16 protein-coding genes are annotated in these 15,003 nt (G+C 60.7%); 13 read left to right on the top strand and 3 right to left on the bottom strand.

Annotated elements, in window-relative coordinates; translation table 11 throughout:
- The first annotated feature begins 10 nt into the window (after nucleotides 1-10).
- The 13 genes from BUC08_RS14780 (at nucleotide 11) to BUC08_RS14720 (ending at nucleotide 11,684) form a co-directional block, all read left to right on the top strand.
- Nucleotides 11-307, top strand: coding sequence for a DUF1330 domain-containing protein (locus BUC08_RS14780; RefSeq protein WP_037926172.1), 297 nt, complete (start codon nucleotides 11-13; stop codon nucleotides 305-307).
- Nucleotides 297-974 (top strand): hypothetical protein, encoded by a 678-nt coding sequence (locus tag BUC08_RS14775; RefSeq protein WP_051694325.1) that lies wholly within the window; start codon nucleotides 297-299, stop codon nucleotides 972-974. Before BUC08_RS14780 ends, BUC08_RS14775 begins: the two co-directional genes overlap by 11 nt.
- Nucleotides 975-983: 9 nt before the next feature.
- Nucleotides 984-1,430 carry a tellurite resistance TerB family protein gene (locus BUC08_RS14770; protein ID WP_037926184.1) on the top strand — a complete coding sequence of 149 codons (447 nt, stop codon included), beginning with the start codon at nucleotides 984-986 and terminating at the stop codon, nucleotides 1,428-1,430.
- A 53-nt stretch (nucleotides 1,431-1,483) separates the two neighbouring features.
- A complete protein-coding gene (locus BUC08_RS14765; RefSeq protein WP_037926191.1) occupies nucleotides 1,484-1,921 on the top strand; it encodes a tellurite resistance TerB family protein in 438 nt (145 codons plus the stop codon).
- Nucleotides 1,922-2,176: 255 nt separating this feature from the next.
- Entirely contained in the window at nucleotides 2,177-2,956 is a 780-nt protein-coding gene (locus BUC08_RS14760) for an ABC transporter ATP-binding protein (RefSeq protein ID WP_037926197.1), read from the top strand.
- A 26-nt stretch (nucleotides 2,957-2,982) separates the two neighbouring features.
- On the top strand, nucleotides 2,983-3,711 hold the full coding sequence (locus BUC08_RS14755; RefSeq protein ID WP_037926200.1) for a transporter substrate-binding domain-containing protein: 729 nt from the start codon (nucleotides 2,983-2,985) through the stop codon (nucleotides 3,709-3,711).
- A gap of 41 nt (nucleotides 3,712-3,752) precedes the next feature.
- Complete coding sequence (locus BUC08_RS14750) at nucleotides 3,753-4,634, top strand: ABC transporter permease (protein WP_037926204.1); 882 nt, start codon at nucleotides 3,753-3,755, stop codon at nucleotides 4,632-4,634.
- Nucleotides 4,631-5,437: an ABC transporter permease gene (locus BUC08_RS14745; protein WP_037926206.1), complete on the top strand. Its 807-nt coding sequence runs from the start codon at nucleotides 4,631-4,633 to the stop codon at nucleotides 5,435-5,437. The genes BUC08_RS14750 and BUC08_RS14745 overlap by 4 nt, the downstream gene beginning before the upstream one ends.
- 122 nt (nucleotides 5,438-5,559) lie before the next feature.
- Nucleotides 5,560-6,894: a glutamine synthetase family protein gene (locus BUC08_RS14740; RefSeq protein ID WP_037926208.1), complete on the top strand. Its 1,335-nt coding sequence runs from the start codon at nucleotides 5,560-5,562 to the stop codon at nucleotides 6,892-6,894.
- 63 nt (nucleotides 6,895-6,957) lie between these two features.
- A complete protein-coding gene (locus BUC08_RS14735; RefSeq protein ID WP_037926211.1) occupies nucleotides 6,958-7,638 on the top strand; it encodes a type 1 glutamine amidotransferase in 681 nt (226 codons plus the stop codon).
- Nucleotides 7,638-9,002 carry a glutamine synthetase family protein gene (locus BUC08_RS14730; protein ID WP_037926214.1) on the top strand — a complete coding sequence of 455 codons (1,365 nt, stop codon included), beginning with the start codon at nucleotides 7,638-7,640 and terminating at the stop codon, nucleotides 9,000-9,002. The genes BUC08_RS14735 and BUC08_RS14730 overlap by 1 nt, the downstream gene beginning before the upstream one ends.
- A gap of 61 nt (nucleotides 9,003-9,063) precedes the next feature.
- A complete protein-coding gene (locus tag BUC08_RS14725; protein WP_037926217.1) occupies nucleotides 9,064-10,368 on the top strand; it encodes an NAD(P)/FAD-dependent oxidoreductase in 1,305 nt (434 codons plus the stop codon).
- 128 nt (nucleotides 10,369-10,496) lie between these two features.
- Nucleotides 10,497-11,684: a DegT/DnrJ/EryC1/StrS family aminotransferase gene (locus BUC08_RS14720; protein WP_037926219.1), complete on the top strand. Its 1,188-nt coding sequence runs from the start codon at nucleotides 10,497-10,499 to the stop codon at nucleotides 11,682-11,684.
- A gap of 92 nt (nucleotides 11,685-11,776) precedes the next feature.
- On the opposite strand, the gene phaR is transcribed toward BUC08_RS14720, so the two are convergent.
- The 3 genes from phaR to BUC08_RS14705 form a co-directional block, all read right to left on the bottom strand.
- Nucleotides 11,777-12,352 carry a polyhydroxyalkanoate synthesis repressor PhaR gene (gene phaR, locus BUC08_RS14715; RefSeq protein WP_037926221.1) on the bottom strand — a complete coding sequence of 192 codons (576 nt, stop codon included), beginning with the start codon at nucleotides 12,350-12,352 and terminating at the stop codon, nucleotides 11,777-11,779.
- A 216-nt stretch (nucleotides 12,353-12,568) separates the two neighbouring features.
- Nucleotides 12,569-13,012, bottom strand: a complete 444-nt coding sequence (locus tag BUC08_RS14710) for a phasin family protein (protein ID WP_037926223.1) — start codon at nucleotides 13,010-13,012, stop codon at nucleotides 12,569-12,571.
- Between the two features lie 171 nt (nucleotides 13,013-13,183).
- On the bottom strand, nucleotides 13,184-14,989 hold the full coding sequence (locus BUC08_RS14705; protein ID WP_037926225.1) for a PHA/PHB synthase family protein: 1,806 nt from the start codon (nucleotides 14,987-14,989) through the stop codon (nucleotides 13,184-13,186).
- Nucleotides 14,990-15,003: the final 14 nt, after the last annotated feature.

The raw sequence follows: 15,003 nt of genomic DNA, 5'->3' as shown, positions 1-15,003 counted from the left end.
GGACCGACCCATGGCTGCCAAAGGATACTGGATCGCACACAATATCGTGCACGACGTGGAAAGCTACAAGAAATACCAAGCTGCAAATGCCGCCCCGCTGGCGGAATATGGCGGGCGTTTCGTGGTGCGCGGCGGCCAGCAGGTCAACCCCGAGGGCACGTGGAACAGCCGCACCGTGGTGATCGAATTCCCCAGCTATGCCGATGCCGTCGCCTGCTATGAAAGTGACGCCTACCGGGCCGCCTATGACCTGCGCAAAGACATCGCCGAAGGCAATCTGGTGATTGTCGAAGGTTATGATCCCTAAGCGGACATCCCTGTGGTGCAGCGCCTGCGCTGCACTTGTCCTGGCAGACGCCGCCGCGGCCTGCGACACCCCCGTCTGCGTTGTCGATCCCGACACCCTGGCGCTGACACGGATCATCACCTTTGACGACCAACCGGCCAGCTTTGGTCCCGGCATCCATCACGATACGGTGCTGGAACTCAATGGTGCGCGTTTTGGCGAACGGTTCTCGGGGCAAAGCCTGGGCACGATGGGCACACACGACAACGTGACCGGCGCTGCCCTTGGGCCGCCGCTGGTGCTGATTGCCGGCGACCCGGGCCAGAATCTGGCGCTGGTGCATATGGGTGGGGCGGCGCGGACGGTTCTGGTGGGCTATGGCACCGCAGGCTTTCCCAAACGCGACGCCCAGGGCGAAGGGGCAATCGCCGTGCAATTCGACCGCGACCAACCTGCCTTGGCCTTTGATCTGCGCGGCGGCGAAGGCGGCACCGCACAGGTGCAATTCCTGCGCCGCGACGGCTCCAGCCTCGGCACGCTGCAACTGGGTCCCCTGGGCGAGGACAGTTTCGGGTTTTCCCGCAGCGACGGCGCATCCGACATTGCAGGCTTCGTGCTTTCAAATTTCGATGATCAGGGGCTGGCATTGGACAATTTGCGCTTTGGTCCGCCACCGGACTTGGGCTAGGATCATCGCATGTTTGATCGTCTTTTCCCCCGCCGCCCCCGTGACCAGGCTCCCCTGCCCGAGCCCGATGCCCAGCTTGCGCTTGGCGCCCTGCTTGTCCGCGTTGCCCTGGCCGACCGCAGCTATACCGTCGAGGAGGTCAGCCAGATCGACCGCATCCTGCAGGCCACTTTCGGGCTGAAGCCGCTTGAGGCCGCAAAGCTGCGCGCCTCGTGCGAAGCGCTGGAGCGACATGCACCGGGCACAAAGGAATTCGCCCGCATCCTGCGCCAGGAGGTCGGATACGAGGATCGCCTGTCCTTGGCCATGTCCATGTGGAAGGTGGTTCTGGCGGATGGACGCCGCAAAACTTCGGAAGAGCTTTCGCTGCACGAGATCGAAGCGGCCCTAGGCATCACCGATGCCGACAGTGCCGTGATTCAGGCCGAGGCCACAGGGGCCGCCCCCGGTCACTAGTCGGTGATGAAACGGCCATTGGCCTTGGTCGCGGCGCCGCCTATATCAATCCCATGTTTGCTGATTTCCTCAAACGGCTGATTCAGCCGGAGCCCGCCCAACTGCCCGACACCGACGCCCGTCTTGCGTTAACCGCCCTTCTGGTACGGATCGCACGGTCTGACGGCAGTTATGACAGCGGCGAAGAAGCCACCATCGACAGTGTGATCGCCGCCCGCTACGGGCTGACACCCGGTGCCGCCACAACCCTGCGCCGCGACGCGGAGATACTCGAATCACAGGCCCCTGACACCGTCCGCTTTACCCGCGCGATAAAAGACGCCGTGCCTTACGAGCACCGTCTTGGCGTGATCGAGGCCATGTGGACCGTCGTTCTGGCCGACGGTGAACGCGCGCAGGAAGAGGACGCTTTGTTGCGGCTCGCCGCCAACCTGCTGGGTGTCACCGACCGCGACAGCGCCATCGCGCGCCAACAGGTCACCGGCACCTAAACGCGTCCGCACGTCCCATGACGGCCCTCACAGGCTGTTTTGGGCCAAAGTATCCCGAAGTTCGCGTATCAGCGCCGGGAGGGCAGCACCTCCATTCCGCTGCCACAGCAACCGCCCGCTTTCGCGGCATATGCCCGTTGCCTTGGCGTCAACCGGACCTGACAGATCACTTTGCACGCAAATCCACATTGCAAACTGCACAAAATTTGTCCCTTATACCCTCTAACCTGCCAACCGAGCCCAAAAGGCCTGCCCTTGTCTGACACGTCACCGGTCATCGAAATCCAGAACCTTCACAAAGCTTACGGCGCGCTCGAAGTGCTGAAAGGCGTCGATATCTCCGCGCCGCGCGGCAATGTGATCAGCCTGATCGGCTCGTCCGGCTCTGGCAAATCCACGCTGTTGCGGTGCTGCAACCTGCTGGAAGACAGCCAGCAAGGCGAAGTTCTGTTCAAGGGAGAACCGGTCACCTGGCGCGGCACCGGTCATGGCCGCCGTCCGAGCGATGCAGCCCAGGTTTTGCGCATCCGCACAAACCTGAGTATGGTGTTCCAACAGTTCAACCTGTGGGCCCACATGACGATCCTCCAAAACGTCATGGAAGCACCAATCACGGTGCTGAAACGCGACCACAAGGACGTCGAGGCCGCCGCACGCGCCTATCTGGACAAGGTTGGCATCGGTGACAAATGCGACGCCTATCCCGCCCAGCTTTCCGGCGGCCAGCAACAGCGCGCCGCCATTGCCCGCGCCCTTTGCATGGAACCCGAAGCGCTGCTGTTCGACGAGCCGACCAGCGCGCTGGACCCCGAGCTGGAACAGGAAGTCGTCAAGGTTATCAAGGACCTGGCCACCGAGGGCCGCACCATGATGATCGTGACACATGACATGAAACTGGCCGCTGACGTGTCAGATCACGTCGTGTTCCTGCATCAGGGCCTGATCGAAGAACAAGGGCCGCCCGACACATTGTTCGGCGCGCCCTCATCCGAACGACTGCGCGGGTTCCTCTCTGCGACAACCCACGCTGCGTAAACTAAAAAACCAAACGGGAGTTAATCATGAAAAAGATCATCCTTGCATCCGCCGCGCTGGCTGTTAGCGCCACCTTTGCCATCGCCCAGGACAAGACCATCCGCATGGGCACCGAAGGCGCCTACCCTCCGTATAACTTCATCAACGACGCCGGTGAAGTCGACGGGTTCGAGCGTGAGTTGGGCGACGAGCTGTGCAAACGCGCCGAACTGACCTGTGAATGGGTCAAGAACGACTGGGACAGCATCATCCCGAACCTGGTGTCGGGCAACTACGACACCATCATGGCGGGCATGAGCATCACCGACGAGCGTGACGAAGTCATCGACTTTACCCAGGACTACTTCCCCCCCACCGAGTCGGCCTATGTCGCCGCAGCCGAAGGTGTGGATGTGAAAGAGGCTATCGTGGCGGCACAGACCGCCACCATTCAGGCCGGTTACATTGCCGAAAGCGGTGCCACACTGGTTGAATTCGCAACCCCCGAAGAAACCGTCGCCGCCGTGCGCAACGGTGAAGCGGACGCGGTGTTCGCCGACCGTGACTATCTGGTGCCATTGGTCGAAGCGTCGAACGGCGAACTGGTGTTCGTTGGCGAAGACGTGGCCCTGGGCGGCGGCATCGGCATGGGTCTGCGTGAAAGCGACACCGAGCTGAAAGAAAAATTCGACGCGGTCATCACCGAGATGAAAGCCGACGGTTCGCTGAACACCCTTCTGAAAAAGTGGTTCGGCGACGAAACCGCAACCTATTGATAAAGCATCAGGGCGGGATCACTCCCCCGCCCTGAACACCCATGTTTTCATATTGCACTGATCCATCGACACTGGGCGGACTGACCTGGCTCTCCTGTTTTCTGACAACAGGGGTGCATCTGTCGTTCTACCTGTCCTTTCTCAAGGTGCTGGGCCTGCTGGCGGTCACCGCCCCCGTGGCGCTGGCCTTTGGTTTTCTGGGGGCCATGGCTGCCCGCGCCAGCTTTGCCCCCCTGTCATGGCTGGGCAAAGGTTATATCGCCATCGTGCGCGGCGTGCCGGACATTGCGTTTTTCCTGTTCTTCGTGATCGCGCTGGATCAGCTGTTCGAATACACCCGCCACCGCATCCTGTGCCCCGATTGGGACCAGCCGGTGCGCCAGGGCAACGATTTCATTGTGTGTCAGGCGGCCAAGCTGCCCTTGGGCAGCAGCCCGGAGTGGATGCACGAAACCTATGCCTTTGGCCTGGCGGTCATCACCTTTGCCATCGTGTTCGGCGCCTTTGCCGCCAACGTGCTGTTCGGCGCCATGCGCGCCGTGCCCCGCGCGCAACTGGAAACCGGCGAGGCCTATGGCATGACCCAGCGCCAGACTTTCTGGCGCATCCTTGTGCCGCAAATGTGGGTCTTTGCCCTGCCCGGCCTGTCGAACCTGTGGATGGTGCTGATCAAGGCGACACCGCTGCTGTTCCTGCTGGGGATCGAGGACATCGTCTATTGGGCGCGCGAACTGGGTGGCACCAAGACCTCGAAATTCACCAGCTACCCGCATGGCGACTGGCGCATGTGGTATTTCCTCGCGCTGCTGATTTTCTACCTGCTGATGACCAAAGTGTCCGAAACCCTGCTGGGTCGCCTGATGGCGCGGCTGACATTGGGACAGGCCACAGCCGGCGGCGAAGCCCAAAGGAAAGCGGCATGAGCTGTATCGACACCATCCAGTCCTACGCCTTCCGGTCGCTGGGCTTTGGCGAACGGTTGCTGCCCCGGTCCGACTTTACCTTGTGTGAGCAGGTCACCCTGATCGGTTCGGGCATGATCTGGAACATCTACTTTGGCGTCTTTGCCCTGCTGACCGGTTTCTTCATGGCCACTGCCCTGGCCGTGGCCAAGGCGTCACCGCGCGCAGCGCTGCGCAAGCCTGCCGAATGGTTCATCTTCCTGTTCCGCGGCTCGCCGCTGTTCATCCAGTTCTTCTTTGCCTACTTCCTGTTTCTGTCGCTCAAGAGCAGCTATCCCTTCTTTGGCAACTTCACGGCTGCATGGCTGGGCGCGCTGATCGTGCTGTTCCTGAACACCGCCGCCTACTCGGCCGAGATCTTTTATGGCGCGCTGCAATCCATCCCCAAGGGCGACACCGAAGCAGCCGATGCCTATGGCATGTCCGGCTGGCCCCGGTTCCGACGCATCGTCTGGCCGACCATGCTGCGGCTGGCCTGGCCCGCCTACACGAACGAGGCGATCTTTTTGTTTCACGCCACGACACTGGTGTTCTTCAGCGGCTTTCCTGCCTGGCAGCAACGTGGCGACGCTCTTTATTACGCGAGCTATTTCGCTGACAAGACGTTCAACCCTTTCGTGCCCTATCCGATCCTTGCGGGATATTTCATCCTGTTGACGCTGGTCATCGTCTCATTGTTCGGGCTTGTGAACCGGCATCTGAACCGGCACCTGCCTGCAAACACGCGGCCACGGCTCAAAATGCGCATGAATTTGATCAGATGACACTGCTCTGAAATTGGTCGGATAAGGGGTTTTTCGAAGCTTGCGAAAACTTTTGATCAAATTTCGTAGACTTTACACCCTTCGCAGAGATATTCATGGGCAGAATAAACCGAGAGCACCCCATGGACGACTGGCTGAAATCCAACCCCGACATTCGCGCGATCCGCGTCGCGGCATCTGATCTGAACGGACAACCACGCGGCAAACGTGTACCTGTGCGCTTTGCCGACAAGGTGATCGAAGACGGCACCCGTTTTCCAATGTCAGTGATGAACCTTGATATCTGGGGCGAAGACATCGACGACAGCCCGCTGGTGATGGAAAGCGGTGACCGCGACGGCGTGCTGAAACCCACCAACCGCGGATTCGTGCGGATGCCGTGGCTGGACACGCCCACGGGGCTGATGCCGATCTGGATGTTCCACGAGGATGGCCGCCCCTTTGAGGGCGATCCGCGCCATGCGCTGGCCGCCGTGCAGCAACGGTTTACCGATCTGGGGCTGACGCCCGTGGTCGCGGTCGAGCTTGAGTTCTTCCTGATCGACGATTCGGGCCGTGACCTGCGGGTGCCTGTATCGCCCCGCTCGGGCAAACGCCGTGTTGCCGGCGAGATCCTCAGCCTGCGCGCACTGGACCAGTTCGACCAGTTCTTTACCGAGCTTTACGACGCCTGCGACCTGATGGACATTCCCGCAGACACCGCGATTTCCGAGGCCGGTCTGGGCCAGTTCGAAATCAACATGATGCACCAGCCCGACGCCCTGAAGGCAGCGGATGATGCGTGGCTGTTCAAGATGTTGGTGCGCGGCATGGCCCGCAAACACGGTTTTGCCGCGTCATTCATGGCCAAACCCTACGAAGATTACGCAGGCTCGGGCCTGCACATGCACTTCTCGATCCTCGACAAGAACGGCAAGAACATCTTTGACGACGGCACCGAACTGGGTTCGGACGCGCTGCGCCATGCCATCCAGGGCTGTCTCGCGGCGATGCCCGGCTCGACCCTGATCTTTGCGCCGCATCACAACAGCTTTGACCGTCTGGTGCCCGGCGCGCACGCGCCCACGGGCGTGGCCTGGGCCTACGAAAATCGCACAGCGGCGATTCGCGTGCCCTCGGGCGCACCTGCCGCGCGGCGGATCGAACACCGTCAGGCGGGTGGCGACGTGAACCCCTATCTGTCTGTCGCCGCCGTTCTGGGTGCCGCGCTGAACGGATTGGAAGACAAGATCGACCCGCCTGCGCCGATCACCGGCAACGGCTATGATCAGGATCTGCCGCAGGTGCCCGCCAACTGGACCAAGGCCATAGACGCCTTTGAAGCCAGCCCCGAGATTGCGCGCATCTTTGCCCCCGGCCTGATCCGCAACTTTACGATGACCAAGCGCCAAGAGGCAAAATACATGGAAGAGCTGACCCCGGAAGAGCGGGTCGAAGTTTACCTCGATACCGTGTAGGCTTTACTCCAACGCAGGGCGACACCCGTCGCCCTGCGGAAATTTGATCAAATCAGGTGACTCATGAAGATCGGCATTCTGCAAACCGGCCACGCCGCAGCGGAAGTATACAAAGACCACGGCGACTATGACGCGATGTTCCAACGCTTGCTTGGGGGGCACGATCTGGAATTCGTGACCTTCGACGTGGTGGACATGAAATTCCCCGACAGCATCCACGACGCCGACGGATGGCTGATCACCGGCTCGAAACACGGCGCATACGAAGACCTGCCCTTTATTCCCCCGCTCGAAGATTTCATCCGCCAGATCCGCGATGCGGGCCAACCGCTGATCGGCGTGTGCTTTGGTCACCAGATCATCGCTCAAGCCCTGGGGGGCAAGGTGGTGAAATACGATGGCGGCTGGTCGGTGGGGCGTACGGAATACGACCTTCACGGGGCCAAGATGGCCCTGAACGCCTGGCATCAGGATCAGGTGGTCGAGGTTCCCCCCGGCGCCCGCGTGGTCGGGGCCAGCGATTTCTGCGCCACGGCGGCGCTGCTTTATGGCGACAGCATCTGGACCATCCAGCCCCACCCCGAGTTTGACAGCAAGGTGATCGACGGGCTGATCCGCTATCGCGGCAAGGGCGTGGTGCCGGATGCACAGCTGCAGGACGCCAGTTCGCATTTGAACGACGCGGACAACAGTTCAGAGATCGGCACATTCATGGCCGAGTTTTTCAAGAAAGAGAGAGCATAATGGCCGACGAAAGCTGGTTGGAAGACCTTCCCGAAGCGGCGCAGGCCTATCTCGAGGGGCGGCGTCTGGACGAGGTGGAATGTATCGTCTCGGACCTGCCCGGCATTGCCCGCGGCAAGGCGGTGCCTGCGTCAAAATTCATGCGGCAGGATTACTTCCACCTGCCCGACAGCATCTTTTTCCAGACCATCACCGGTGACTGGGGCGAAGCAGCGGGCGCAGACGGGTTTATCGAACGCGACATGATCCTGCGCCCCGACATGGACACGGCCACCGCCGCCCCGTGGACCGGCGACTGGACGTTGCAGGTGATCCACGACGCCTATGACCGCGATGGCGTGCCGGTGCCTTTCAGCCCGCGCAACGTGCTGCGCCGCGTGGTGCAACTGTACCACGACAAGGGATGGAAACCGGTCGTGGCCCCCGAGATGGAATTCTACCTTGTGGCGCGCAACATCGACCCTGCCAAGGAAATCGAACCGATGATGGGCCGCTCGGGCCGTCCGGCCGCGGCGCGTCAGGCCTATTCGATGACCGCCGTCGACGAATTCGGCCCCGTGATCGACGATATCTACGATTTCGCCGAGGCCCAAGGGTTCGAGATCGACGGCATCACGCAGGAAGGCGGCGCGGGCCAGTTGGAAATCAACCTGCGCCACGGCAACCCGATCAAGCTGGCCGACGAAGTGTTCTACTTCAAACGGCTGATCCGCGAGGCGGCCCTGCGTCACGACTGTTTCGCCACCTTCATGGCCAAACCCATCGCGCAGGAACCCGGCTCGGCCATGCACATCCACCATTCGGTGCTGGACCTGAAAACCGGCGAGAACATCTTTTCCGACGCCGACGGGGCCGAAACGCCCGAATTCTATCACTTCATCGCAGGGCTGCAAAACCACATGCCCGACGCGCTGGCCGTGATGGCGCCCTATGTGAACAGCTACCGCCGGTACGTGAAGGACCACGCCGCACCGATCAACCTGGAATGGGGCCGCGACAACCGCACCACGGGCATCCGCGTGCCACTGTCCTCACCCGGAGCGCGCAGGGTCGAGAACCGCATCGCGGGCATGGACTGCAACCCCTATCTGGGCATCGCGGCTTCGCTGGCCTGTGGCTATCTGGGCCTGATCGAAGCGACCCAGCCCAAGCCCGAGTTCAAGGGCGATGCCTATGAAGGCGAAGGCGACATCCCCCGCGACATGGGTCAGGCGCTGGAAGGGTTCGACGCCGCCCACGCGTTGCAAGAAGTGCTGGGGCCCGACTTTGGCCGCGTCTATTCCATCGTGAAACGCGCCGAATATGACGAGTTCCTGCAAGTCATCAGCCCGTGGGAACGCGAGCACCTCTTGCTGAACGCCTAACGCGTGTTGCCCCCCCGGTTCTCCGGGGGGCTTTTTGAACCTTCGAAGGAATGCAGCCCCAGTGAACCTGCTTTACGCGAATGACACCTTGGGGGCCTACCCTGACAGCTGGTATGCCGCGACCGCGAACACCCTGCCCCCCTTTGCGCCACTGAAAGGCGAGACCAAGGCGGATGTCTGTGTGGTTGGTGGCGGCTACACCGGGCTTTCCGCAGCACTGCATCTGGCCGAAGCGGGGCGTGACGTGGTGCTGATCGACGCGCAGCGCGTGGGCTTTGGCGCGTCCGGGCGCAATGGCGGGCAGTTGGGGTCGGGCCAGCGGGTCGAGCAACCCAAGCTGGAAAAGATGCTGGGGATCGAGGCCGCGCGCACGCTGTGGGATCTGGGCGAGGATGCCAAGCACCTGGTCAAGGGGCTGATCGCCAGGCACCAGATCGACTGTCACCTGAAACCCGGCGTCGCGTGGAGCGCCTCGGACAAGGGCGACGTCGCAGGCTTGCATGACTATGCCGCGCATATGGACCGGGTTTACGGCTATCAGATCGAGACATTTGACGCGGACAGCTTTGCCGCCGAAGTCTGCCCCTCTCCCGACTATTGCGGTGGCATTCTGGACCACGACGCGGCGCATCTGCATCCGCTGAACCTGGCGCTGGGACTGGCCCGGGCCTGCGAGGCCGCAGGCGTGCGCATATTCGAAGGGTCTGCCGCCCAGCACATCGACCACGGAACCAAGGCGTCGGTGCGCACCGACGGCGGCCGTGTCGTCGCCGATCACGTGGTGCTGGCCTGCAACGGCTATCTGGGCGGACTGGAACGCAAGACGGCTGCGCGGGTCATGCCGATCAACAATTTCATCGCGGCCACCGAACCGCTGGGCGCAGCGGCCAAAGACGTGTTGCGACAAGACGTGGCGGTGGCCGACAGCCGCTTTGTCGTGAACTACTTCCGCCTCAGCCACGATGGCCGCCTGCTGTTCGGCGGCGGCGAAAGCTATGGCTACAAATTCCCCGCCGATATTTCGTCCAAGGTGCGCGGGCCCATGTCCGTGGTGTTTCCGCATCTGAAAGATGTGCGCATCGACTATGCTTGGGGCGGCACGCTGGGCATCACGATGAAACGCCTGCCCTATCTGGCGCGGATTGCGCCGAACATCCTGTCGGCTTCGGGCTATTCGGGACACGGGCTGGGCACCGCCACCCACGCGGGGCAACTGATGGCACTGGCGATCGAGGGGCAAAGCGACGGGTTCGACGCCATGGCCGCGATCCCCACCACGCCCTTCCCCGGCGGCCCGGCCATGCGCGCGCCGCTGCTGGCGCTGGCGATGACATGGTACGCGCTGCGCGACCGTCTGGGCATCTGACGCGCCCCTTCACGCATCGTTTGAAAACTGCACAACACCGCCGAAAACGGGTGCCCCGTCACAAAAGCGTTTCCTTTTCTGCGTAACTGTTTTACGAAATTGAAAACCGCAGTTAAGGAAACACAAATATGTCCCTGCCAAACATGCATCACGCCGAGCCGATCCCAGAGGCCGCAAAGGCCGAGATTGACCGGCTTCTGCAATCGGGCGACCTGTTCCGTTACACCGCTGCATCCGACTCGCCCGTCACATTGCTTGAGGCAGAGTTCGCACAGATGATGGGCAGCAAATACGCGCTGGCCGTGTCGTCCTGTTCGGCGGCGCTGTTCTTGTCGCTCAAGGCGCTGGACCTGCCCCGCGATGCGCGGGTGCTGATCCCCGGATTTACCTTTGCCGCTGTCCCCTCTTCCGTTTTGCACGCCGATTGCCTGCCCGTGCTATGTGAAGTGGGCGACAACTATCGCATCGACATGCACGATTTCGCAGCCAAACTGCCGACCGTCAGCGCCGTGATCGTCAGCCACATGCGCGGCCACACGTCAGACATGGATGCGATCATGGGCCTGTGCGACGCCGCAGGCGTTCCGGTGATCGAAGACGCCGCACATTCGCTGGGCACACTGTGGCACGGGCGCAAAATCGGCACATTGGGTCGCATCGGCTGTTTCTCGTTCCAGTCCTACAAGATGATCAACGCAGGCGAAGGCGGCATTCTGATCACGGACGATGCCGACCTTGTGGCGCGCGCAGTGATCATGTCGGGCGCGTACGAGCACAACTGGAAAAAACACCCGGTTCTGCAAGAGGCCTTTGCCACCCATCAGAACACCCTGCCCCTGTACAACCTGCGCATGGGCAACCTGAGTGCCGCCGTGATCCGCCCGCAGCTGCCCGAGCTGGCGCGCCGCGTCACCGACGGTCTGGCAGGCCACGACTATGTTGCGGCCCAGTTGAACACCAGCGCATGGATCGACGTGCCCGCCCCGATGGCCCCTGAAACCCGCGCACCGGATTCAATCCAGTTCAACGTCCAAGGCGTATCGGACGCGCAGGTTCTGGATTTTGTCGCCGCGGCCAAGGCACAGGGCGTCACCGTTCAGGTGTTTGGCCTGAGCGACGACAACGCCCGCGCTTTCTGGAACTGGAAATTCATCAAAGACCTGCCCGAGCTGCCGCAGACACGCGCGATGCTGATGCGTGCCTGTGACGTGCGCCTGCCCGTGCACCTGACACGCGCCGAACATGACGCCGTCGCCGACATCCTGCTGGGTGCAGCCGAAACAGCCTTTGGCGAGACACGCGCTTACGGGACCTGAGATTACCACCACACTCACGGACCACGAAAAAGGCGGCCTCGATGGCCGCCTTTTTTGCATGGACAAGACCACGCAGGACAGCAGCCTGCGCGTTACTTCAACTTTGACAGCTTCGCCTGAAGCTCGGCCAGCTGTTTCTTGATCGCATCCAGATCTTCGCCGGGCGCGTCGTCAACGTCGTCCTCTGGCGTGTCCATCTGCGGCGTGGTGGACCAGTTGGTCGGAAGACCACCAATGCCGCCTGTCATCGCTTTGACAAAAGCCGCCTGTTGTTTCTGCATCGCCTCAAGGCCGGGCATCTTGGCGATCGGGTTCATGGCACCCATGTTTTCCAGCATACGGCTCTGGCCGCTGCGCAACATCTCAAAGGATGCTTCCAGGAACTGCGGCACCACGCTGGCGTTGCCACCCATGTAGCTGCGCACCAGGTCATTCAACACATCCACCGGCAGAACGCTTTCGCCACGGCTTTCGTGTTCGGCAATGATCTGCAACAGATATTGCCGCGTCAGGTCGTCGCCGGACTTCAGATCGACGATCTGAACCTCGCGTCCGTCGCGGATAAACCCCGAGATATCTTCCAACGTCACATAATCAGACGTTTCGGTATTATACAGCCTGCGGCTTGCGTACCGCTTGATCAGCAATGGCTTGTCTTTGGTCGTCACGGAATAACCCTCCCAGACTACGTGCTGCAATGCAGCTTAGGGGGCGAAATCAGAAATGGAAAGGAAATCATCAAATTGCGGTGAAGTGCCCCCCTGCCCGGACCGGTTTGAAGCCCGTCAGGCGGTGCGGCACAAAAAAAGGGCGGGTCCCTTTCGGAACCCACCCTGATTTACCGCGAATGACAGGGAGGAAATCGCGCGGTTATTTGAAACGAATTACTTCGCTGTGGCTTTTTTCACAGCCGCTTGAGCGTCTGTTGTCGCTTTTTTCATCGCTGTCTGAGCTTCTTCGCTCATGTCTTTGCCAGCGGCCATCATCAGTTCAACGGTATCCATCTGAACTTTTTTGGCGATTTCAGCAAAGGCGGCCATGTTTTCGGCTGCGAACTCGGCTGTGGACGACGCGAATTCGGTCATCGCTTTGGCATAGTCTGCGGGCTCGGATTTCGCTTTCGACATTTCTGCCAGCTTGGCCAGAGTTTCCTTGGTCCATTTGTTGGACACTTCGGTGGATTTCTCGGCTGCTTCCAGGGCAACACCGGACAGTTTTTCGTTCAGTGTGGTTGCGGATTTGAAAGCGTCTTCCATCGCGGCTGTGTCGACGGGAAATGCACCCATCATGTCTTTGAACATCGCGGTCATATCTTGTGTCTTGGCCATTGTACTTGTCCTTTCGGGTTGCAAAGCGGGGCATCCCCGCATTCGGCGTTTGGTTGCGGGGCATCCCCGCGTTTGGCGTCTGACATCAATATAGATGCTGCACTGCGGCATTGCAAGTAAAATGCTGCATTGCAGCAAAAAAAGCTGACCTAGCGTAATTCTCGGGGAAAATCAGGCCTTTGGCTTGTTCGACACATAGGTTCCGGGCGCATCGCACAGGACGGGATGCGTAGAATCACCCGGCATACGTGCAGAAACCAGCTTGCCCGACCGCTTCTTCAACCATGCGCCCCAGCGTGGCCACCACGAGCCCTCATGGAACTGCGCGCCCTCCAGCCATGCGGCATGATCTCCGGAAAGGTCGGTGTTGGTATAGTGGCCATATTTTTTCTTCGACGGCGGATTGACGATCCCCGCGATATGACCCGACTGTGTCATGACAAAGGTCTTTTGCTTGGACCCCATCTGTTGCACGCCGCGAAAGCTGTCCTTCCACGGGGCGATGTGGTCGGTTTCGCAAGCGATGGCGCAAATGGGCAGTTCCAGATCCGCCAGCGACAGCTTGTGCCCCAACAGCTCCATCTCGCCACGGGCCAGCCGGTCATCCTGACACAGGCCACGCAGGTATTGCATCGCCATCTTGGCGGGCAGGTTCGTGCCGTCCCCGTTCCAGAACAGCAGGTCAAAGGCCGGGGGCGTTTCGCCCATCATGTAGCTGCGGATCGCAGGCGCATAGACCAGGTCGTTCGAGCGCAGGAACGAAAAGGTCCGCGCCATGATCACGGATGGCAGCACGCCCTTGTCCTCGACCTCGGCGGCGATGCCATCCACGAAATCGTTGGTCAGGAAGGGGGCAAATTCGCCCTGTTCGCTGAAATCCGTCAGCGCGGTAAAGAACGTGGCGGATTTGACCGACGTGTCGCCCCGCTGCTTGAGGATCGACAGGGTCATCGACAGGGTTGTGCCGGCAATACAATACCCCACCGCATTGACCTGCTTCTGACCGGTGATCTTCTTCACCTCTTCGATGGCGGTGATATAGCCTTCCTCGATGTACGCCTCGAGACCGACCTCGCGGTAGGAGGCATCGGGGTTCACCCACGATACGATGAACAGCGTATAGCCCTGATCCACGATCCATTTGACCAGCGAGTTCTGCGCCTTCAGATCCAGAATGTAGAACTTGTTGATCCAGGGTGGGAAGATGATCAACGGTGTGGCGTGCACCTCGTCCGTGCTGGGGCTGTATTGGATCAGCTCCATCATACGGTTGCGGAACACCACCTTGCCCGGCGAGGTGGCAATGTTGTTGCCGATGTCAAAGGCCTGTTCGTCGGCCAGTTTCACCACCAGTTCACCGTTGTTGGTTTCCAGATCCTTGATCAGGTTCTCCAGCCCGTCGATCAGGCTCTGACCCTCGGTGGCCACGGCCTTTTCCAGCGCGTCGGGGTTGGTGGCCAGAAAGTTGGTGGGACTCATCAGGTCGACGATCTGGCGGGTGAAATAGCCCAGCCGCCGCTTTTCGGCGGGGTCCATGTCCTCGACGTTGTTCACCGCCTCAAGCAAGGCCGCCGAGTTGATCTGATACTGTTGCTTGATGAAGTTGAAATAGGGGTGATGGTTCCACATCGGGTTGGCAAAGCGGCGGTCCGTGGGGCCGGTGTCTTCCGGGGCCGACATGCCCTTTTGTGTCAATGCCTGCTGCGCTTCGACGAAATGGGCCATGGTTTTCGCCCAATATCCCATCTGCTGTTCGATCAGCTTCGCCGGATTGTGGATCGCATCCTGCCAATAGGCGGTCGCGGCCTTGCCGAAAAGCTCCTGATTCGGGCCGTCTAACGCAGCGTTATGTGTGCTGCGCTGCGTCATGACCCGCGACAGGCGTTCGCGCAGTTCATCCACTTTGGAAAGGTTTTCTGTCAATTTATCGAGGGTTTCCCCGGACATTTCACCAGATGTAGCGTCTTTTGTTGTCATAGTGAAACGAACCT

The sequence above is a fragment of the Pseudosulfitobacter pseudonitzschiae genome, assembly GCF_900129395.1.
GTDB lineage: Bacteria > Pseudomonadota > Alphaproteobacteria > Rhodobacterales > Rhodobacteraceae > Pseudosulfitobacter > Pseudosulfitobacter pseudonitzschiae.
Note: the sequence above shows the minus strand (reverse complement) of the source record. Positions and strands in the feature narration are given on the sequence as shown.

Excerpts from the sequence above, each read along its gene's own strand:
- BUC08_RS14710 (WP_037926223.1), bottom strand. The coding sequence starts at position 13,012 with ATGGCCAAGACACAAGATATGACCGCGATGTTCAAAGACATGATGGGT.
- BUC08_RS14750 (WP_037926204.1), top strand. The coding sequence starts at position 3,753 with ATGTTTTCATATTGCACTGATCCATCGACACTGGGCGGACTGACCTGG.
- BUC08_RS14720 (WP_037926219.1), top strand. The coding sequence starts at position 10,497 with ATGTCCCTGCCAAACATGCATCACGCCGAGCCGATCCCAGAGGCCGCA.
- BUC08_RS14730 (WP_037926214.1), top strand. The coding sequence starts at position 7,638 with ATGGCCGACGAAAGCTGGTTGGAAGACCTTCCCGAAGCGGCGCAGGCC.
- BUC08_RS14775 (WP_051694325.1), top strand. The coding sequence starts at position 297 with ATGATCCCTAAGCGGACATCCCTGTGGTGCAGCGCCTGCGCTGCACTT.
- BUC08_RS14705 (WP_037926225.1), bottom strand. The coding sequence starts at position 14,989 with ATGACAACAAAAGACGCTACATCTGGTGAAATGTCCGGGGAAACCCTC.
- BUC08_RS14745 (WP_037926206.1), top strand. The coding sequence starts at position 4,631 with ATGAGCTGTATCGACACCATCCAGTCCTACGCCTTCCGGTCGCTGGGC.
- BUC08_RS14735 (WP_037926211.1), top strand. The coding sequence starts at position 6,958 with ATGAAGATCGGCATTCTGCAAACCGGCCACGCCGCAGCGGAAGTATAC.
- BUC08_RS14740 (WP_037926208.1), top strand. The coding sequence starts at position 5,560 with ATGGACGACTGGCTGAAATCCAACCCCGACATTCGCGCGATCCGCGTC.
- BUC08_RS14755 (WP_037926200.1), top strand. The coding sequence starts at position 2,983 with ATGAAAAAGATCATCCTTGCATCCGCCGCGCTGGCTGTTAGCGCCACC.
- BUC08_RS14770 (WP_037926184.1), top strand. The coding sequence starts at position 984 with ATGTTTGATCGTCTTTTCCCCCGCCGCCCCCGTGACCAGGCTCCCCTG.
- BUC08_RS14780 (WP_037926172.1), top strand. The coding sequence starts at position 11 with ATGGCTGCCAAAGGATACTGGATCGCACACAATATCGTGCACGACGTG.
- BUC08_RS14765 (WP_037926191.1), top strand. The coding sequence starts at position 1,484 with ATGTTTGCTGATTTCCTCAAACGGCTGATTCAGCCGGAGCCCGCCCAA.